This window comes from Streptomyces sp. SudanB182_2057 (assembly GCF_964272715.1).
GTDB lineage: Bacteria > Actinomycetota > Actinomycetes > Streptomycetales > Streptomycetaceae > Streptomyces > Streptomyces rubradiris.
In genome coordinates, this window is record NZ_OZ186798.1 from 5,044,225 (window position 1) to 5,064,215 (window position 19,991).

Here is a 19,991-nt window from a genome sequence, read left to right on the forward strand (position 1 = left end):
ACAGCCCGGCAAGCGGGGGCGGGGGCGGTGGCCTCCGCCCCCGCCCGGCTAGTCCTCCCCGTACCGGGGATCCACCGTCTCCGGGGTCAGCCCCAGCAGCTCCGCCACCTGCTCCACGACCACCTCGTGGACCAGCGCGGCCCGCTCGTCCCGCCCCTTCGTCCGGATCTCCACCGGCCGCCGGTACACGACGACCCGCGCCCGCTGCCCCTCCCGCGCCGGCACGACCCCGCCGAGCGGCACGGCCTCGTCGTCCCACACCGGCCCGTCCCCCGGCCCGTCCAGCCGGGGCACCTCCAGCACCAGGAAGTCGATGTCGGCCAGCTGCGGCCAGCGCCGCTCGAGGCGGTCCACGGAGTCCTGCACCAGATCCGCGAACACCTCGGCGCGGCTGGCGGCCAACGGCACCTGCGGCGGCGCGATCGGCCCCCGCATGCCCCGTCCGTGACGATCACGGCGACGGGGCCCGGGGCCGCTGGCACGGGGCGGTACACGGTTGTCCATCACCGGTGAAGCGTAGTCCCCGCACCCTTCGCCCGTCCGGTTCCACGCGGCAACCGACGCCCGCCCGCCCTGTCGCAGGATGACCATTCCGGCCAACGTCTGGCTCGTTTCCGTAACTTTCCGAGACCACCGAACTCAAGGCAATTGATGGTGTTTGTGCCGACTCCTGACCGGACGCGCCTCCTCCGCACCCCCGCCGTGAGCGCGTCCACGCAGGTCAGCGGGGTCCCCTCGAAGGGGTGTGTGGGGCGTTTCACAGCCCGACACGGTGGAGTGACCTGGTGGAGAGTCGTCGCGGCCCGCTCAAGAGTGCGGTACCGTCCAACATCGTGAGCCCTGTACGTCGCTGTTCGCGCACCGCCTGCGGCCGACCCGCCGTCGCGACGCTGACGTACGTCTACGCCGACTCGACCGCGGTCCTCGGCCCGCTCGCCACCTACGCCGAACCCCACTGCTACGACCTGTGCGCCGAGCACTCCGAGCGCCTCACCGCCCCGCGCGGCTGGGAGGTCGTACGGCTCCTCGACGGCTCCGCGCCCGCGCGGCCCAGCGGAGACGACCTGGAAGCGCTGGCCAACGCCGTGCGCGAGGCGGCCCGCCCCCAGGAGCGCGCGGCCGAGGCGGGCGGCGGCGGATCCCGCGCCGCGGACCCCATGGAGGTCGCCCGCCGCGGCCACCTGAGGGTCCTGCGCTCCCCGGACAACTGACCACGCCGGGCGACGTTCCCGGACCTCCGCCCGGTGTCCGCACACCGTTCCCCGCCGCCCGACGGGTAGTTTTGGGCATCCACAGCACTTTCAGGAGGACGGCCGTGACTGCTGATCTGTCACAGATCGTGAAGGCGTACGACGTGCGCGGAGTGGTCCCGGACCAGTGGGACGAGGCACTGGCCCGGCTCTTCGGCGCCGCCTTCGCGGAGGTGACAGCGGCGGCGTCCGTCGTCGTCGGCCACGACATGCGTCCCTCGTCCCCCGGCCTGTCCCGCGCCTTCGCGCACGGCGCGGCGGACCGCGGCGTGGACGTCGTGGAGATCGGCCTGTGCTCCACCGACCAGCTGTACTACGCCTCGGGCGCGCTGAACCTCCCCGGCGCGATGTTCACCGCCTCCCACAACCCGGCCCGGTACAACGGCATCAAGATGTGCCGCGCGGGCGCCGCCCCCGTCGGCCAGGACACCGGGCTCACCGAGATCCGGGAGCTGGTCGAGCGCTGGCTCGCCGAGGGCGCCCCGGCACCCGCGGCCCGGCCGGGAACGCTCTCCGCGAGCGAGACGCTGGAGGACTACGCGGCGCACCTGCGCTCCCTGGTCGACCTCTCCGCCATCCGCCCCCTGAAGGTCGTGGTCGACGCCGGCAACGGCATGGGCGGCCACACCGTCCCCTCCGTCTTCGCCGGTCTGCCCCTGACCCTCGTCCCGATGTACTTCGAGCTGGACGGCACCTTCCCCAACCACGAGGCCAACCCGCTCGACCCGGCCAACCTCGTGGACCTGAGCAAGCGGGTCCCGGCGGAGGGCGCCGACCTCGGCCTCGCCTTCGACGGCGACGCCGACCGCTGCTTCGTCGTGGACGAGAACGGCGACCCCGTCTCCCCGTCCGCGATCACCGCGCTGGTCGCCGCGCGCGAGCTGGCCCGCAACGGCGGCAGGGGCACCGTCATCCACAACCTGATCACCTCCCGCACGGTCCCCGAGGTCGTGCGGCAGCACGGCGGCACCCCGGTGCGCACCCGGGTCGGCCACTCCTTCATCAAGGCCGAGATGGCCCGCACCGGCGCCATCTTCGGCGGGGAGCACTCGGCGCACTACTACTTCAAGGACTTCTGGAACGCCGACACCGGCATGCTGGCCGCCCTGCACGTCCTCGCGGCGCTCGGCGGCCAGGACGGCCCGCTGTCCGCCCTGGTCGCGCAGTACGACCGCTACCGCGGCTCCGGTGAGATCAACTCCACGGTCGCCGACCAGGCCGGCCGCCTCGCCGCGGTCCGCGCCGCCTACGAGGGCCGCGCCGACGTCACCCTCGACGACCTCGACGGCCTCACGGTCGCCGCCGCCGACTGGTGGTTCAACGTCCGCCCGTCCAACACCGAGCCGCTGCTCCGGCTGAACGCCGAGGCACAGGACGAGGCGACGCTGACCAAGGTCCGCGACGAGGCCCTGGCGATCATCAGGGGCTGAGCGGCCCGCCCCATCGGCGGTACCCTGACCAGGCAAATCCACAGACACCCATCCGCCCCCCGAAGGGACACCCCATGGCGCTCGAAGCCGGCCTCCTGGAGATCCTCGCCTGCCCGGCCTGCCACGCCCCCCTGAAGGAGCAGGACACCGAGCTGATCTGCACCGGCCCGGACTGCGGCCTCGCCTACCCGGTCCGCGACGGCATTCCGGTGCTGCTGGTCGACGAGGCCCGCCGCCCCGCCTGAGCCGACCCCGTCACCGCGGGCGGGAGGGCCGGCGCCGCCCGGTCCGGCCGCCGCCCCGCGTGACCAGGGCCGTCCCCTCGTAGCATCCCAGGATCCCCGGCGACCGGAGGCTGCCGCCCATGCTGGACGAAACGCTGCTCGACACCCCGGAGGGCCTCGCCGAGGCCGACCACCGAGGTCTGCTGCGCGGGGCGGCGGAGGCCGGCGCCCGCGTCCGCACCGCCGCCCGGAACGCCGCCGAGGCCGGCATCGGCGGTCTCAAGCCCGACGGCCGCCCCCGCGCCGTCCTCATCGCGGGCCCCGGCGCCGCCGCCACCCACACCGCTGACCTCCTCGGCACGCTGGCCGGCCCGGGCAGCCCCGTCGTCCGGCTCGCCCCCACCGGCGTCGCCCCGGCCGCGGGCGCCCTGCGCTGGGAACTGCCGGGCTGGGCCGGCTCCGTGGACCTGCTGCTGATCGCCACCCCGGACGGCACCGAACCCAGCCTGTCCCTCCTCGCCGAGCAGGCCTACCGCCGCGGCTGCTCCGTCGTCGGCGTGGCCCCGCCCGGCGCCCCGCTCGCCGACGCGGTCGCCGGGACGCACGGCCTGTTCGTACCGATGGCGACGGCCCCCTACGACCAGGAGGAACCGCTCGCCGCCTCCTCTCCCGGAGTGCTCTGGGCGCTGCTGACCCCGCTGCTGGCGCTCCTGGACCGGATCGGCCTGCTCGACGCCCCGCCGGAGGCCCTGGAGAAGGTCGCCGACCGGCTGGACACCATCGCGGAGCGCTGCGGGCCCGCCATCGCGACCTACAGCAACCCGGCCAAGACCCTCGCCGCCGAGCTGGCCGACGCGCTGCCCGTGGTGTGGACGGAGGGCACCTCGGCCGGTCCGGCGGGCCGCCGGTTCGCCGCCGCCCTCGCCGAACTCGCCGGCCGCCCGGCCCTGGTCGCCGAGCTGCCCGAGGCGCTCGCCGCGCACAGCGCCCTGCTGGCCGGGCCGCTCGCCGCCAGCGCCGACCCGGACGACTTCTTCCGGGACCGCGTGGAGGAGCCGCCCGCGCTGCACGCGCGCGTGGTGCTGCTGCGCGACCGCCCGATCGGCGGCCTCACCGCCGCCCCGGCCGCCCGGGACGTGGCCCTCAGCCACGACACGCCGGTCAGCGAACTCGAACCCGAGGAGGGCGGCGAACTGGAGACCCTCGCGGAACTGATCGCCGTCACGGATTTCGCCGCCGTTTACCTGGCGCTCGCTTCGGGAGCCTGATCTGACCCCAGGCCCACCGCCCACGCCTGCCACGGACCCCAGCCGCCCCGCCGCCGGTCCCGGCAGTCCCGTCGGCGGGACGGGAGTACCCGGCGCCGGAGTGGGCAGACCCGTCGGCGCCGGGAACGGAAAGCGGCAGCGCCGGCCGAGCAGCGCACGTACGGAGACAGAGAAGACACATGGACCGCCTCGACAACACCATCCGCCCCTACGCCTGGGGTTCCCCCACCGCCATCCCGCGGCTCCTGGGGGTCGAGCCGACCGGCGAACCCCAGGCGGAGATGTGGATGGGCGCACACCCGGGCGCCCCGTCGCGCACCCCCCGCGGCCCCCTCGTCGAGGTCATCGAGGCCGACCCGGAACGGGAACTGGGCGCCCGCGCGGTCGCCAGGTTCGGCCCCCGGCTGCCGTTCCTGCTCAAGCTCCTCGCGGCCGGCGCGCCCCTGTCCCTCCAGGTGCACCCGGACCTGGAGCAGGCCAGGGCGGGATACGCCGACGAGGAACGGCGCGGCGTCCCGGCCGACGCCCCGCACCGCAACTACAAGGACGCCAACCACAAGCCCGAACTGATCTGCGCGCTCACCGAGTTCGACGGCCTGTGCGGCTTCCGCGACCCCGTCCAGGCCGCCGGACTGCTCGACGGGCTCGGCGTCGACTCCCTCAAGCCGTACGTCGACCTGCTGCACGCCCACCCCGAGGACGCGGCCCTGCGCGAGGTCCTCACCGCCGTCCTCACCGCCGACCCGGAGGACATGGCCCACACGGTCGCCGAGGCCACCGCCGCATGCACCCGCCTCGGCGGCGCCTACGCCCCCTACGCCGACATCGCCCACCACTACCCCGGCGACCCCGGCGTGATCGCGGCGATGCTCCTCAACCACGTCCGGCTGCAGCCGGGCGAAGCCCTGTACCTCGGCGCCGGCATCCCGCACGCCTACCTCAACGGCCTCGGCGTGGAGATCATGGCCAACTCCGACAACGTCCTGCGCTGCGGCCTCACCCCCAAGCACGTCGATGTCCCCGAACTGCTGCGGATCGTCCGCTTCGCACCGAGCGACCCGGGCGTGCTGCGCCCGGAGGCCTCCCCGGAGGGCGAAGAGGTCTACGAGACGCCGACCGACGAGTTCCGGCTCTCCCGCTACGTCCTGCCCGAGGGCGGCACCGCCCGCGACCTCACCCGCGACACCCCGCAGATCCTGCTGTGCACGTCCGGGACCGTCCGGGCGGGCGAGCACGAGCTGGGTCCCGGCCAGTCGGTCTTCGTCCCGGCCGGCGAACCGGCGGAGATCTCCGGCGCGGGCACCATCTTCCGCGCCACCGTGGTCGCCTGACCAGGGCTGTGGACAAGCGGTCGATCATATGACCGGGCCTGTGGATACCTGACGCGCCGGTGCCCGGCCGGGCTGCAAGAATGACCCACCGGCAAAGGCCGGGCAAAGCCGGGCACCCGTCCGGACGGACGGACAACACGAGGCAGAGGCGAAGGGACAACGCGGACACATGAGCGCGTCAGGCGGTACCAAGGCGATCGTGGCGGCACTCGGCGCCAATCTCGCCATCGCGGCATCGAAGTTCGTGGCGTTCGCGTTCAGCGGCTCCTCCTCGATGCTCGCCGAGGGCGTGCACTCGCTCGCCGACTCCGGCAACCAGTTCCTGCTGCTCGTCGGCGGCAAGAAGGCACAGCGCGAGGCCACCCCGCAACACCCGTTCGGCTACGGCCGCGAGCGGTACATCTACGCCTTCCTGGTCTCGATCGTGCTGTTCTCCATCGGCGGCATGTTCGCCATCTACGAGGGCTACGAGAAGATCCGCCACCCGCACGAACTGGAGCACTGGTACTGGCCGGTCGGCGTCCTCGTCTTCGCGATCATCGCCGAGGGCTTCTCCTTCCGCACGGCCATCAAGGAGTCCAACGCGCTGCGCGGCAAGCTCTCCTGGAAGGAGTTCATCCGCCGCGCCAAGGCACCCGAGCTGCCCGTCGTCCTGCTGGAGGACTTCGGCGCGCTCATCGGTCTGGTCCTCGCCCTCGGCGGCGTCGGCCTCTCCCTGCTCACCGGCGAAGGCGTCTGGGACGGCATCGGCACCCTCTGCATCGGCATCCTGCTCGTCCTGATCGCCCTGGTCCTGGCCGTCGAGACCAAGTCGCTGCTGCTCGGTGAGGCCGCGGGCGTCGAGGAGGTCAAGAAGATCGAGGCCGCGCTCGTGGACGGCGACACGGTCACCCGCGTCATCCACATGCGCACGCTGCACCTCGGCCCCGAGGAGCTGCTGGTCGCCGCGAAGATCGCCGTGCAGCACGACGACTCGGCCGCCGAGATCGCGACCGCCATCGACGCCGCCGAGGCCCGCATCCGCGCCGCCGTCCCGATCGCCCGCGTCATCTACCTCGAACCGGACATCTACAGCGAGGCCGAGGCCGCCAAGGGCCCGGACCCGAGCGCCACCCCGGGCGGCCCGAACCCGCACGCCGCCGGCCACTGACGCCCGGTACGGCGGCCGGCCTCAGCGGTGCCGCACCGGCCAGGGCGCCGGCGGCACCACCGGCGCCCTCCGCCGCCGTACCACCAGAGACGCGATCCCCAGCCCGCCACCGGCGAGCACCAGCGCCCCGCCGGCCAGCAGGGCCGTACCCAGCAGCGCCGGACCCGTACGGCCGTCGGTCACCCGTCCCCGCACGGCGTCCACGGGGACGGTCCCGCCGTGGTCCGACGCGAAGAAACGGGAATCCCGCGCGTCGGACCGGCGGTCGCCCAGCAGGAACAGCCGCCCCTCGGGCACCTTCACGTCGTACGACCGGTTCACACCGTCGGCATCGCCCGCGTACACATAGGGCTCCGTGACCGGCCTGCCGTTCACGGTGACCCGCGCCTCGTTGCCGGCGGTCGTGCAGCACGCCACGCGGTCGCCGCCCACACCGATCACCCGTTGCATGACGACGCCGTCGGTCCCGTAGCGCCCCGGCATCGAGAGCATCACGACGTCACCGCGCCGCACCCCGCTCCCGTCCATCCGCTCCCAGACGATCCGGTCACCCCGGTGGTACGCCGGCTCCATGCTCGGGCTCGAGAGGGTGCCCGAGCCGTACGCGTCCCGCCCGTACAGCCAGGCACCGCCGGCCAGCGCCACGCCCAGCAGCCCCACCACGAGCGCCGCGATCCCCAGTCCCCGCCCTCTGCCCGCCATGTCCCGTCCTCCCCACGCGGCCCGTCCGCGGCGCGGAGCATAGCGGCCGGCCGTGAACGGCCCGCGCCCCGGCCCAGCGGAACGGCCCCTCTCCGTGCGGGCCGGCCGGAGAGGGGCCGCTCGGCGGCGCGGGCTCAGCCGACTTCCGCCAGTACCTCCAGCACCGCCTCCGCGTCCGGTGCCGCGAGCAGCCGCTCCCGGAAGCCGCTGTCCATCAGCTTGCGCGACAGCAGCGCGAGGATGCGCAGGTGTTCGTCGCCCGCGGCGGCCTCCGGAACGGCGATCATGAAGATCAGCCGGGCCTTCGTACCGTCCAGCGACCCCCACTCGACCCCCTCCGCCGACCGCGCGAACCCCACGACCGGGGCCGTCACCGCGTCCGTCTTGGCGTGCGGGATCGCGATCTCCTCGCCGAGCCCGGTGCTCCCCTGCTCCTCGCGCCGCAGCGCGGTCGCGACCAGCTCCGCGACATCGGCGACCCGGCCACCGCGCGCCAGCAGCTCCGCCATCTCCCGGATCGCGGCGTCCTTCTCCGCCGCCCCTAGCGCCACCCGCACGGTCCGCCCGGTCAGATACCCGGACAGCACCCCGCTCCCGCCGCCCGCACCCGCCGCCGTCCTCTCCGACGGGGTCTCGTCCGGCGCGGCGGTTTCCCGGGCACCCGCTTCCGCCGCGCCGCTGCCCTCCTGGGCCGACGAGGCACTGGCCCCGATGATCTCCGTACGCCCCCGGCGTCCACTGACGTCGACCAGCGCCACCGTCGCCAGCGCCGTCACCACCGCGCCGACCGCCACGGCCACGAGGAACAGCGGGACCCCGCTCACCGCGCCCAGCACCGCCACGATCGGCCCGCCGTGCGGAACGGCGTCCTTCACCCCGGCCAGCCCCGCGACCGCGCCGGCCACCGCCCCGCCGAGCATGTTCGCCGGGATGACCTGCGCGGGCCGCGCCGCCGCGAACGGGATCGCCCCCTCCGAGATGCCGAAACACCCCATGAACAGGGCAGCGAGGCCGGTCTCCCGCTCCTGCTCGGTGTAGAGCCGCCGACGGAGGACCGTGGCCAGGCCCTGCCCGAGCGGCATCACCGGAATCGCCGCCGCGCACATGCCCATCACGGTCTGGTTGCCGCTCGCGATGAGCCCGGCGCCGAACAGGAACGCCGTCTTGTTCACCGGCCCGCCCATGTCGAACGCGATCATCAGACCCAGGATCGCGCCGAGCAGCACCGCGCTGGTGCCGGTCATCCCGCCGAGCCAACTGGTCAGATGCTCGAAGACCCAGGAGATCGGCTTGCCGATGACGTAGATGAAGAACAGCCCGAGCGCCGTCGTCGCCACGATCGGGATCACGATGATCGGCATGACCGGCCGCACGAACCTCGGCACCCGGACCTGCTTGATCCCCAGCACCAGATACCCGGCCAGGAACCCGGTCACGATCGCCCCGATGAAACCCGCGCCGGCCTCGGAGTCGTACAGCGCGCCGGTGTTGGCTATCCAGCCCCCGATCATGCCCGGGACCAGCGCGGGCCGGTCGGCGATGGCGTAGGCGATATAACCCGACAGGATCGGGACCATCAGCTGGAAGCCGATCGTGCCGACCGCGTTGACGTGCGCCCAGAAGGTGCCCTCCGGGATCACATAGCCCTTGGCCGTGGCATGGCCGCCGAGCGCCAGCGACACCGCGATGAGCAGACCGCCGACGACCACGAACGGGATCATGTACGACACGCCGTTCATCAGCGCCTTGTACACCAGGCTCCGCTCCCTGCCGCCGCCCGGCGCGGCCACCGCCAAACCCGCGCCCGCGCCGTCCGCCCCGTGCACGGGCGCCGACCGCACCCGCTCGATCAGCCGCTCGGGATGGTGGATGCCCTCCGCCACCCCGACCGTCAGCACCCGCTTGCCCGCGAACCGGCTGAGGTCCACGTCCTTGTCGGCGGCGACGATGACACCGTCCGCATGTCTGACATCGTTGTCATCAAGGACGTTCTCGGCCCCGATGGACCCTTGCGTCTCCACCTTCATCTCGATGCCCAGGCTCGCGGCGGCCCGCGCGAGCTTCTCCGCCGCCATGTACGTGTGCGCGATGCCGGTCGGGCAGGCGGTCACCGCCAGCAGCCTGAGCGGCTGCCGCTCCTCGTCGCGGCCACCCGTGGCGGGTGGCCCGGCCGGACTGGTCACGTCGGTCTCCTCACGCTTCGGCCCGCGCGGCGCCGTCCCGGACGCCCCGCGAACGGAACCGGCCATCCCGGCCCCCCTGCATCCTGCACCACCCCAACCCGGCCCCCAGGGCGCGTAAGTCCCGGTTCACACCGGTCTGTCCGCACCGGCTCCACGCTTTCCGCACAACCACAGACGCCCCCGCCGCCCCCCGGAACCCACCGGGGACGGCCTGGGAAAGACGCGGGGAATCGGAAGGCGGACTGGGACGACCGGGTCCTCCGGTGTAGCTTGGGACGGAGCCAGACGTCGCTGCTGATGGCGGTCGGGCGGCCCCACGCGGGCCGACCGAGGGAGAGAGGGCCTCCGACGGACTGCGCTGCGCGTACGTGGGCATGCCTGTGTCCTCTTCTCGGGCACCCTTGTGTCCGCCGCCGCGCAGACCAGCCGTACCCACCTCGACCCAACCCCGAGGAGCAGCTCGTAATGACGACTGTCGAGAACCGACAGGACTTCAAGGTCGCCGATCTGTCGCTGGCCGAGTTCGGCCGCAAGGAGATCACTCTCGCCGAGCACGAGATGCCCGGCCTGATGGCGATCCGCAAGGAGTACGCCGAGGCGCAGCCGCTGGCCGGTGCGCGGATCACGGGTTCGCTGCACATGACGGTGCAGACGGCCGTGCTGATCGAGACCCTGGTGGCCCTGGGCGCGCAGGTGCGCTGGGCCTCGTGCAACATCTTCTCCACCCAGGACCACGCCGCCGCGGCGATCGCGGTGGGCCCGGACGGCACCCCGGACAACCCGCGCGGTGTGCCGGTGTTCGCCTGGAAGGGCGAGACCCTGGAGGAGTACTGGTGGTGCACGGAGCAGGCGCTGACCTGGCCGGACAGCCCCACCGGCGGCCCGAACATGATCCTGGACGACGGCGGCGACGCCACGCTGCTGGTGCACAAGGGCGTGGAGTACGAGAAGGCCGGTGAGGTCCCGGCGCTGGAGACGGCCGAGTCCGACGAGCACCGGGTGATCCTCCAGCTGCTGCACCGCACGCTGGGCGAGAATGCGCAGAAATGGACCCAGCTGGCCTCGGAGATCCGCGGTGTCACCGAGGAGACCACCACGGGCGTGCACCGCCTGTACGAGATGCAGCGCGACGGCTCCCTGCTCTTCCCGGCGATCAACGTCAACGACGCCGTGACCAAGTCCAAGTTCGACAACAAGTACGGCTGCCGGCACTCCCTGGTGGACGGCATCAACCGCGCCACGGACGTGCTGATCGGCGGCAAGACGGCCGTGGTCTGCGGCTACGGCGACGTCGGCAAGGGCTGTGCGGAGTCCCTGCGGGGCCAGGGCGCCCGGGTCATCGTCACGGAGATCGACCCGATCTGCGCGCTCCAGGCGGCGATGGACGGCTACCAGGTGACCACGCTGGACGAGGTCGTCGAGACGGCCGACATCTTCATCACCACGACCGGCAACAAGGACATCATCATGGCCTCCGACATGGCCAGGATGAAGCACCAGGCGATCGTCGGGAACATCGGCCACTTCGACAACGAGATCGACATGGCCGGTCTGGCCAAGGTCCCGGGCATCGTCAAGGACGAGGTCAAGCCGCAGGTCCACACCTGGACCTTCCCCGACGGCAAGAAGATCATCGTGCTGTCCGAGGGCCGCCTGCTCAACCTGGGCAACGCCACCGGCCACCCGTCCTTCGTGATGTCCAACTCCTTCGCGGACCAGACCCTGGCCCAGATCGAGCTGTTCACCAAGCCCGACGCCTACCCCATCGGCGTCTACACCCTGCCCAAGCACCTCGACGAGAAGGTCGCCCGCCTCCACCTCGACGCCCTCGGCGTCAAGCTCACCAAGCTGCGCCCGGAGCAGGCGGCGTACATCGGTGTGGACGTCGACGGCCCGTTCAAGCCGGACCACTACCGCTACTGAGCCGGTGATCCCGTAGCCCGACCGCCGGGGGAGTGCGCCGGCGCACCGACGCACCCCTCCCGGCAGCAGGCTCTCCGAGGCAGGCCCCCGCACCCCCGTGCCGGGGGCCTGCCCCTTTGGCCCCGACCCATGGCTTCCGGCCGGACCAGCCCGTCAAGACCCAGGACCCCCATGCCCCGCGGCCGTTATTCGCTCCACGATCCGCACGATCACACCCCCCTCGCTGAAGAGCACTTCCAGTGCGCCCCCGGCCCGTCCGGCTGGCGCTATGTCTCCCGGCTGACCGGCCCCGCCGGCGAGCACCGGGGCTCGGTCGACCTCGCCCTGGACGACCTCGGCCGCCCCCTCCGCCTCGAACTCCACGCGGGCGACTGGCAGGTGCGCGGCGCCGCCCTCGACGGCGTCACCTGGGTCCGCACCGACCCCACCGGCCGCCACGCCACCGAAGGCAATGTGCGCGCCCACGCCTTCGCCGGCACGTCCCCCGCGTTCCTCGTCGCCACCGCACGGCTCCTGCGCCTCACCCCCTCGTCCGCCACGACCCGCGTACGCCTCGTGGCCTTCACCGACCCGGTCCTCGCCCCCCGCACCGTGGACCAGTCCTGGGCTCTGGTGAACAGCGAAGCACACGCCACTGACAACGGACCCCTGACCGTGGACGAATACCAGGTCACAGCCCTGGACACCGGCGAACAGCACGCCGTCCACATCGCCGGCGACGTCGTCCTGGCCGCGCCCGGCATCGAGCTGGAGGACCTTCAGTCACCGCCGTCGCGCTTCGACTGACCCCGGCACACCCGCGGCCCCCGCGCCCCTAGGCGGGCGGCACGAACCCGGTGGCCGGCCGGTCGGTCGGCGGCTCGTCCCGCGGCGGCCGGGCAGGGGCGGGCGGAACCGGCGCGGAGACCTCGGAGGGGTACGCGTCGCCGGGCCGAGGGCCGGTCCGGGCCGGATGAGAGCCCCCGTACCGCGAGAGCTGGTCCTGCTGTGAAAGCCCAGGCCAGTAGGAGGCCGGTGCCCCCGGCTGCCCCGTCGGCGGTGCGAAGCCGCCGACCGCGAGACCACCACCGCCACCGGTAGCCGGACCCCCGCCGAACACCTGCCGGGCCTCGCGCGACTGCCGCTCGTGCACCACGGCCGCGAGAAACGCGGCCGGAGGCAGATCCGGCGGCACCGAAGCGCCGGTACGCTCCGCGAGGTCGGCCGCCAGCCGCTGCCCCATGCCCGCCGACACCTGCGGATCGAGCTGTGGCATCCGGGTCAGGTACTGCCGGACGGCCAGCCACAGCCCGTCCGGAACCGCGGACAGATCCAGCCCGGCGAACCGCCCCACGAGCCACGGAGGCGGAGGCGGCACGAATCCCGTCCGCCCGGCGGGTATCCGCTCCCGGACCACCAGGGTGCCCGCGAACACATCGCCCAGCCGCCGCCCCCGCGCCGAGACCAGCGAGGCGATACAGGCCACCACGCCGAACGTCATCAGGATCTCGACGACCCCGATAGCGCCCCGCACCAGAGCGTGCCGGAACCGGATCGGCCCGCCGTCGTCCCGTACCACCCGCAGCCCGAACGCGAGCTTCCCCAGCGAACGCCCGTGGCTGAGCGTCTCCACCGCTATCGGCCCGCCTACCAGCACCAGCAGGAACGACGCGATCGACAGCGCCATCTGCGCGGCCTCGTCCAGCGAAGCCGTCGACGCCACCAGCACCATCACCACGACGAGATACGCGACCATCGCCACCACCAGGTCGAGCAACACGGCGAGCGCCCTGCTCGGCAGCTTCGCGGGCCGCAGTTCGAGCGCCACCGCCTCGCCGGTCACCAGCTCACTCACGCCCGCCGTCCTTCCCTGGTCTGCCCCCTGAACCGCCAGTCTGCCAAGCTGAGGGCGGATCGCGCCGCAGTACGACAAGCTGACAGCAAGCATGAGCATCCACGACGAGCCGTGGACGACCAGCCGAGGAGCAGGCAGACCCGATGGACCTGGACGTCTTCGTCTCCGTACACCGAGCCGAATGGGACCGGCTGGACGCACTGCTCCGCCGCCGGCGCCGGCTCACCGGAGCGGAGGCGGACGAACTCGTCGCCCTCTACCAGCGCACCGCCACTCACCTCTCCCTCATCCAGTCCAGCGCGCCCGACCCGCACCTGACCGGACGGCTGAGCCGGCTCGTGGCACGCGCGCGCAGCGTCGTCGCGGGCACCCGCCGCGCCTCATGGCGGGACGTCACGCACTTCCTGGGCCAGGGCTTCCCGGCCGCCGTCTACCGCGCCCGCCACTGGTGGATGCCCACGGCGCTCGTCTCCACCGCCGTCGCCATCCTGCTGGGCTGGTGGATCGGCACCCATCCCGAGGTGCAGTCGTCCATCGCGGCACCCAGCGAGCTGCGCGAGCTGACCCGGCCGGGCGGCGAGTACGAGACCTACTACTCCAGCCACCCTGCGGCCTCCTTCGCCGCCCAGGTGTGGACGAACAACGCCCAGGCGGCGGCGATGTGCCTGGTGTTGGGCGTCTTCTTGGGCCTCCCCGTGCTGTGGATCCTCTTCCAGAACATGCTGAACCTGGGCGTGGGCTTCGGTCTGATGTCCTCCGCGGGCCGTCTCGACACCTTCCTCGGCCTGGTCCTTCCGCACGGCCTGCTGGAACTGACCGCGGTCTTCGTCGCCGCCGGTACGGGGCTGCGCCTGGGCTGGACGCTGATCGATCCCGGCCCGCGCACCCGGCGGGCCGCTCTCGCTGAGGAGGGGCGCGCGGCCATCGGCATGGCGATCGGCCTCGCCCTGGTCCTGCTCGTGTCGGGTGCCATCGAGGGCTTCGTGACCCCCTCCGGCCTGCCCACCTGGGCCCGCATAGGGATCGGCGTCGCAGCCGAGCTGGCCTTTCTCGCCTACGTCTACGTGCTCGGCGGCCGTGCGACACGCGCCGGCGAGACGGGCGATCTCGGGGCGACGGAGCGCAGCGCGTCCGTGCCCACGGCCGCCTGACTCCGGCGGATGTGCACTCACCCCCTCTGAGCTGCTAGTCTCCTCTTCGCCCCGCAAGAGCCGTTGACACGGAGGGAGTGGGGAGGTAGATTCAATGAGTTGTCTGGAACTGGACATGTTGCCAGGCAGTCGCTAGAATCTACTTGATCGCTTCTCAGGGAGCCGTGAACGGCACCCGGGAAAGCATCCTCCGAATATTCAGAAATGAGCGGCCGGTCAGACCGGCCAAGAACTTCTGATAAAGTCGGAACCGCCGGAAAGGGAAACGCGAGAGCGAGAACCTGGAAAGCACCGAGGAAATCGGATCGAGAAAAGATCTGATAGAGTCGGAAACGCAAGACCGAAGGGAAGCGCCCGGAGGAAAGCCCGAGAGGGTGAGTACAAAGGAAGCGACCGTTCCTTGAGAACTCAACAGCGTGCCAAAAGTCAACGCCAGATATGTTGATACCCCGTCTCCAGCATCCGCTGGGACGAGGTTCCTTTGAAAAAACACAGCGAGGACGCTGTGTGTGAGAGGACTATTCCTCCTCTCGCACCGCTCTCGTGATGTGTTCATCCCGATTACGGGAAAACATTCACGGAGAGTTTGATCCTGGCTCAGGACGAACGCTGGCGGCGTGCTTAACACATGCAAGTCGAACGATGAACCTCCTTCGGGAGGGGATTAGTGGCGAACGGGTGAGTAACACGTGGGCAATCTGCCCTGCACTCTGGGACAAGCCCTGGAAACGGGGTCTAATACCGGATATGAGCCTGGGAGGCATCTCCCGGGTTGTAAAGCTCCGGCGGTGCAGGATGAGCCCGCGGCCTATCAGCTTGTTGGTGAGGTAACGGCTCACCAAGGCGACGACGGGTAGCCGGCCTGAGAGGGCGACCGGCCACACTGGGACTGAGACACGGCCCAGACTCCTACGGGAGGCAGCAGTGGGGAATATTGCACAATGGGCGAAAGCCTGATGCAGCGACGCCGCGTGAGGGATGACGGCCTTCGGGTTGTAAACCTCTTTCAGCAGGGAAGAAGCGAAAGTGACGGTACCTGCAGAAGAAGCGCCGGCTAACTACGTGCCAGCAGCCGCGGTAATACGTAGGGCGCAAGCGTTGTCCGGAATTATTGGGCGTAAAGAGCTCGTAGGCGGCTTGTCACGTCGGTTGTGAAAGCCCGGGGCTTAACCCCGGGTCTGCAGTCGATACGGGCAGGCTAGAGTTCGGTAGGGGAGATCGGAATTCCTGGTGTAGCGGTGAAATGCGCAGATATCAGGAGGAACACCGGTGGCGAAGGCGGATCTCTGGGCCGATACTGACGCTGAGGAGCGAAAGCGTGGGGAGCGAACAGGATTAGATACCCTGGTAGTCCACGCCGTAAACGGTGGGCACTAGGTGTGGGCAACATTCCACGTTGTCCGTGCCGCAGCTAACGCATTAAGTGCCCCGCCTGGGGAGTACGGCCGCAAGGCTAAAACTCAAAGGAATTGACGGGGGCCCGCACAAGCGGCGGAGCATGTGGCTTAATTCGACGCAACGCGAAGAACCTTACCAAGGCTTGACATACACCGGAAAGCATTAGAGATAGTGCCCCCCTTGTGGTCGGTGTACAGGTGGTGCATGGCTGTCGTCAGCTCGTGTCGTGAGATGTTGGGTTAAGTCCCGCAACGAGCGCAACCCTTGTCCCGTGTTGCCAGCAGGCCCTTGTGGTGCTGGGGACTCACGGGAGACCGCCGGGGTCAACTCGGAGGAAGGTGGGGACGACGTCAAGTCATCATGCCCCTTATGTCTTGGGCTGCACACGTGCTACAATGGCCGGTACAAAGAGCTGCGATACCGTGAGGTGGAGCGAATCTCAAAAAGCCGGTCTCAGTTCGGATTGGGGTCTGCAACTCGACCCCATGAAGTCGGAGTCGCTAGTAATCGCAGATCAGCATTGCTGCGGTGAATACGTTCCCGGGCCTTGTACACACCGCCCGTCACGTCACGAAAGTCGGTAACACCCGAAGCCGGTGGCCCAACCCCTTGTGGGAGGGAGCTGTCGAAGGTGGGACTGGCGATTGGGACGAAGTCGTAACAAGGTAGCCGTACCGGAAGGTGCGGCTGGATCACCTCCTTTCTAAGGAGCATCTAGCTGCCGCAAGGCAGCCAGAGCCACTACGTCGGCGAATGTTCGACGGTGGTCAGCTCATGGGTGGAACGTTGACTACTCGGTCAGGATGCCGGGCTGGTGGCTGCTAGTACTGCTCTTCGGAGCGTGGAACGCACGATCACTGGACGGAGTCTGGCCGGGCACGCTGTTGGGTGTCTGAGGGAATGAACTTTCCTCAGTTGCCGGCCCCAGTGCACTCCGGATTCGTCCGGGGGTGATGGGTGGCTGGTCGTTGTTTGAGAACTGCACAGTGGACGCGAGCATCTGTGGCCAAGTTTTTAAGGGCGCACGGTGGATGCCTTGGCACCAGGAACCGATGAAGGACGTGGGAGGCCGCGATAGTCCCCGGGGAGTCGTCAACCAGGCTTTGATCCGGGGGTTTCCGAATGGGGAAACCCGGCAGTCGTCATGGGCTGTCACCCTTGCCTGAACACATAGGGCAAGTGGAGGGAACGCGGGGAAGTGAAACATCTCAGTACCCGCAGGAAGAGAAAACAACCGTGATTCCGGGAGTAGTGGCGAGCGAAACCGGATGAGGCCAAACCTACGACGTGTGAGACCCGGCAGGGGTTGCGTCGTGGGGGTTGTGGGATCTCTCTTCTACGGTCTGCCGGCCGTGGGACGAGTCAGAAACCGTTGATGTAGGCGAAGGACATGCGAAAGGTCCGGCGTAGAGGGTAAGACCCCCGTAGTCGAAACGTCAGCGGCTCGTTTGAGAGACACCCAAGTAGCACGGGGCCCGAGAAATCCCGTGTGAATCTGGCGGGACCACCCGCTAAGCCTAAATATTCCCTGGTGACCGATAGCGGATAGTACCGTGAGGGAATGGTGAAAAGTACCGCGGGAGCGGAGTGAAATAGTACCTGAAACCGTGTGCCTACAAGCCGTGGGAGCGTCGGAACGAGGCTTGCCTTGTTCTCGTGACTGCGTGCCTTTTGAAGAATGAGCCTGCGAGTTTGCGGTGTGTTGCGAGGTTAACCCGGGTGGGGAAGCCGTAGCGAAAGCGAGTCCGAATAGGGCGATTTTAGTAGCACGCTCAAGACCCGAAGCGGAGTGATCTAGCCATGGGCAGGTTGAAGCGGAGGTAAGACTTCGTGGAGGACCGAACCCACCAGGGTTGAAAACCTGGGGGATGACCTGTGGTTAGGGGTGAAAGGCCAATCAAACTCCGTGATAGCTGGTTCTCCCCGAAATGCATTTAGGTGCAGCGTCGTGTGTTTCTTGCCGGAGGTAGAGCACTGGATAGGCGATGGGCCCTACCGGGTTACTGACCTTAGCCAAACTCCGAATGCCGGTAAGTGAGAGCGCGGCAGTGAGACTGTGGGGGATAAGCTCCATGGTCGAGAGGGAAACAGCCCAGAGCATCGACTAAGGCCCCTAAGCGTACGCTAAGTGGGAAAGGATGTGGAGTCGCAGAGACAACCAGGAGGTTGGCTTAGAAGCAGCCACCCTTGAAAGAGTGCGTAATAGCTCACTGGTCTAGTGATTCCGCGCCGACAATGTAGCGGGGCTCAAGCGTACCGCCGAAGTCGTGTCATTGCAGCATGTACTCCCAACGGAGGCTGTGATGGGTAGGGGAGCGTCGTCTGCCGGGTGAAGCGGCACTGGAAGGTAGTCGTGGACGGTTGACGAGTGAGAATGCAGGCATGAGTAGCGATACAAACGTGAGAAACGTTTGCGCCGATTGACTAAGGGTTCCTGGGTCAAGCTGATCTGCCCAGGGTAAGTCGGGACCTAAGGCGAGGCCGACAGGCGTAGTCGATGGATAACCGGTTGATATTCCGGTACCCGCTGTGAAGCGTCAAACATCGAATCCAGTGATGCTAAGGCCGTGAAGCCGTTCCGGACCCTTCGGGGAATGGAAAGTGGTGGAGCCGCTGACCCAAGTTGGTAGTAGGTGAGTGATGGGGTGACGCAGGAAGGTAGTCCATCCCGGGCGGTGGTTGTCCCGGGGTAAGGGTGTAGGCCGCAAGGTAGGTAAATCCGCCTTGCATACGGCTGAGACCTGATGCCGAGCCGATTGTGGTGAAGTGGATGATCCTATGCTGTCGAGAAAAGCCTCTAGCGAGTTTCATGGCGGCCCGTACCCTAAACCGACTCAGGTGGTCAGGTAGAGAATACCGAGGCGTTCGGGTGAACTATGGTTAAGGAACTCGGCAAAATGCCCCCGTAACTTCGGGAGAAGGGGGGCCACACCTGGTGAGAACACTTGCTGTTCGAGCTGGGGGTGGCCGCAGAGACCAGCGAGAAGCGACTGTTTACTAAAAACACAGGTCCGTGCGAAGCCGTAAGGCGATGTATACGGACTGACGCCTGCCCGGTGCTGGAACGTTAAGGGGACCGGTTAGCTCACTTTCGGGTGGGCGAAGCTGAGAACTTAAGCGCCAGTAAACGGCGGTGGTAACTATAACCATCCTAAGGTAGCGAAATTCCTTGTCGGGTAAGTTCCGACCTGCACGAATGGCGTAACGACTTCTCGACTGTCTCAACCATAGGCCCGGTGAAATTGCACTACGAGTAAAGATGCTCGTTTCGCGCAGCAGGACGGAAAGACCCCGGGACCTTTACTACAGTTTGATATTGGTGTTCGGTTCGGCTTGTGTAGGATAGCTGGGAGACTGTGAAGCTCGCACGCCAGTGTGGGTGGAGTCGTCGTTGAAATACCAGTCTGGTCGTGCTGGATGTCTAACCTGGGTCCGTGATCCGGATCAGGGACAGTGTCTGATGGGTAGTTTAACTGGGGCGGTTGCCTCCTAAAGGGTAACGGAGGCGCCCAAAGGTTCCCTCAGCCTGGTTGGCAATCAGGTGTTGAGTGTAAGTGCACAAGGGAGCTTGACTGTGAGACCGACGGGTCGAGCAGGGACGAAAGTCGGGACTAGTGATCCGGCGGTGGCTTGTGGAAGCGCCGTCGCTCAACGGATAAAAGGTACCCCGGGGATAACAGGCTGATCTTCCCCAAGAGTCCATATCGACGGGATGGTTTGGCACCTCGATGTCGGCTCGTCGCATCCTGGGGCTGGAGTCGGTCCCAAGGGTTGGGCTGTTCGCCCATTAAAGCGGTACGCGAGCTGGGTTTAGAACGTCGTGAGACAGTTCGGTCCCTATCCGCTGTGCGCGTAGGAGTCTTGAGAAGGGCTGTCCCTAGTACGAGAGGACCGGGACGGACGAACCTCTGGTGTGCCAGTTGTTCTGCCAAGGGCATGGCTGGTTGGCTACGTTCGGGAGGGATAACCGCTGAAAGCATCTAAGCGGGAAGCCTGCTTCGAGATGAGGACTCCCACCCACTTGATGGGGTAAGGCTCCCAGTAGACGACTGGGTTGATAGGCCGGATCTGGAAGCACGGTAACGTGTGGAGGTGACCGGTACTAATAGGCCGAGGGCTTGTCCTCAGTTGCTCGCGTCCACTGTGT

13 protein-coding genes and 2 rRNA genes are annotated in these 19,991 nt (G+C 68.8%); 11 read left to right on the forward strand and 4 right to left on the reverse strand.

The annotated features are described in order from the left end of the window. Positions 1–48 precede the first annotated feature (48 nt). On the reverse strand, positions 49–435 hold the full coding sequence (locus tag ACSURM_RS22250) for a metallopeptidase family protein (protein ID WP_436957373.1): 387 nt from the start codon (positions 433–435) through the stop codon (positions 49–51). A 350-nt stretch (positions 436–785) separates the two neighbouring features. Here ACSURM_RS22250 and ACSURM_RS22255 point away from each other — a divergent pair, with 350 nt between their 5' ends. The 6 genes from ACSURM_RS22255 (at position 786) to ACSURM_RS22280 (ending at position 6,653) form a co-directional block, all read left to right on the forward strand. Beyond that, positions 786–1,211 (forward strand): DUF3499 domain-containing protein, encoded by a 426-nt coding sequence (locus tag ACSURM_RS22255; protein WP_030615734.1) that lies wholly within the window; start codon positions 786–788, stop codon positions 1,209–1,211. 104 nt (positions 1,212–1,315) lie between these two features. Next, complete coding sequence (locus tag ACSURM_RS22260; protein WP_436957374.1) at positions 1,316–2,680, forward strand: phosphomannomutase/phosphoglucomutase; 1,365 nt, start codon at positions 1,316–1,318, stop codon at positions 2,678–2,680. A gap of 74 nt (positions 2,681–2,754) precedes the next feature. After that, positions 2,755–2,925 (forward strand): Trm112 family protein, encoded by a 171-nt coding sequence (locus ACSURM_RS22265; RefSeq protein ID WP_181798431.1) that lies wholly within the window; start codon positions 2,755–2,757, stop codon positions 2,923–2,925. 119 nt (positions 2,926–3,044) lie between these two features. After that, the gene (locus ACSURM_RS22270; protein WP_436957376.1) at positions 3,045–4,172 is read left to right on the forward strand and encodes an SIS domain-containing protein; all 1,128 of its coding nucleotides are present in this window, start codon (positions 3,045–3,047) and stop codon (positions 4,170–4,172) included. A 179-nt stretch (positions 4,173–4,351) separates the two neighbouring features. Next, positions 4,352–5,503: a mannose-6-phosphate isomerase, class I gene (gene manA / locus ACSURM_RS22275; RefSeq protein ID WP_436957378.1), complete on the forward strand. Its 1,152-nt coding sequence runs from the start codon at positions 4,352–4,354 to the stop codon at positions 5,501–5,503. 169 nt (positions 5,504–5,672) lie between these two features. Beyond that, complete coding sequence (locus tag ACSURM_RS22280) at positions 5,673–6,653, forward strand: cation diffusion facilitator family transporter (protein ID WP_436957379.1); 981 nt, start codon at positions 5,673–5,675, stop codon at positions 6,651–6,653. A gap of 21 nt (positions 6,654–6,674) precedes the next feature. Here the strand turns inward: ACSURM_RS22280 and lepB are convergent, their stop codons facing one another. Continuing rightward, on the reverse strand, positions 6,675–7,355 hold the full coding sequence (gene lepB / locus ACSURM_RS22285; RefSeq protein ID WP_436957381.1) for a signal peptidase I: 681 nt from the start codon (positions 7,353–7,355) through the stop codon (positions 6,675–6,677). A 134-nt stretch (positions 7,356–7,489) separates the two neighbouring features. Further along, positions 7,490–9,538, reverse strand: a complete 2,049-nt coding sequence (locus ACSURM_RS22290) for a fructose-specific PTS transporter subunit EIIC (protein WP_436957382.1) — start codon at positions 9,536–9,538, stop codon at positions 7,490–7,492. 465 nt (positions 9,539–10,003) lie between these two features. On the opposite strand from ACSURM_RS22290, the gene ahcY reads away from it, so the two are divergent. Then, the gene (gene ahcY / locus ACSURM_RS22295) at positions 10,004–11,461 is read left to right on the forward strand and encodes an adenosylhomocysteinase (RefSeq protein WP_436957384.1); all 1,458 of its coding nucleotides are present in this window, start codon (positions 10,004–10,006) and stop codon (positions 11,459–11,461) included. Between the two features lie 171 nt (positions 11,462–11,632). Further along, a complete protein-coding gene (locus tag ACSURM_RS22300) occupies positions 11,633–12,247 on the forward strand; it encodes a hypothetical protein (protein WP_436957385.1) in 615 nt (204 codons plus the stop codon). A 28-nt stretch (positions 12,248–12,275) separates the two neighbouring features. On the opposite strand, the gene ACSURM_RS22305 is transcribed toward ACSURM_RS22300, so the two are convergent. Continuing rightward, entirely contained in the window at positions 12,276–13,295 is a 1,020-nt protein-coding gene (locus ACSURM_RS22305) for an RDD family protein (protein ID WP_436957387.1), read from the reverse strand. Positions 13,296–13,438: 143 nt separating this feature from the next. Between ACSURM_RS22305 and ACSURM_RS22310 the strand changes: the two genes are divergently transcribed. From ACSURM_RS22310 to ACSURM_RS22320, 3 genes are all read left to right on the forward strand, one after another. Next, the gene (locus ACSURM_RS22310) at positions 13,439–14,446 is read left to right on the forward strand and encodes a stage II sporulation protein M (RefSeq protein WP_436957388.1); all 1,008 of its coding nucleotides are present in this window, start codon (positions 13,439–13,441) and stop codon (positions 14,444–14,446) included. 574 nt (positions 14,447–15,020) lie between these two features. Beyond that, positions 15,021–16,547 (forward strand): 16S ribosomal RNA (locus ACSURM_RS22315). A gap of 301 nt (positions 16,548–16,848) precedes the next feature. Next, positions 16,849–19,970, forward strand: a 23S ribosomal RNA gene (locus tag ACSURM_RS22320). Together the 16S and 23S rRNA genes form the textbook arrangement of a ribosomal RNA operon. Positions 19,971–19,991 lie beyond the last annotated feature (21 nt).

Coding starts and splice junctions, on each gene's coding strand:
- ACSURM_RS22250 (WP_436957373.1), bottom strand. CDS start 435: ATGCGGGGGCCGATCGCGCCGCCGCAGGTGCCGTTGGCCGCCAGCCGC.
- ACSURM_RS22265 (WP_181798431.1), top strand. CDS start 2,755: ATGGCGCTCGAAGCCGGCCTCCTGGAGATCCTCGCCTGCCCGGCCTGC.
- ACSURM_RS22270 (WP_436957376.1), top strand. CDS start 3,045: ATGCTGGACGAAACGCTGCTCGACACCCCGGAGGGCCTCGCCGAGGCC.
- manA (WP_436957378.1), top strand. CDS start 4,352: ATGGACCGCCTCGACAACACCATCCGCCCCTACGCCTGGGGTTCCCCC.
- ACSURM_RS22280 (WP_436957379.1), top strand. CDS start 5,673: ATGAGCGCGTCAGGCGGTACCAAGGCGATCGTGGCGGCACTCGGCGCC.
- lepB (WP_436957381.1), bottom strand. CDS start 7,355: ATGGCGGGCAGAGGGCGGGGACTGGGGATCGCGGCGCTCGTGGTGGGG.
- ahcY (WP_436957384.1), top strand. CDS start 10,004: ATGACGACTGTCGAGAACCGACAGGACTTCAAGGTCGCCGATCTGTCG.
- ACSURM_RS22300 (WP_436957385.1), top strand. CDS start 11,633: ATGCCCCGCGGCCGTTATTCGCTCCACGATCCGCACGATCACACCCCC.
- ACSURM_RS22310 (WP_436957388.1), top strand. CDS start 13,439: ATGGACCTGGACGTCTTCGTCTCCGTACACCGAGCCGAATGGGACCGG.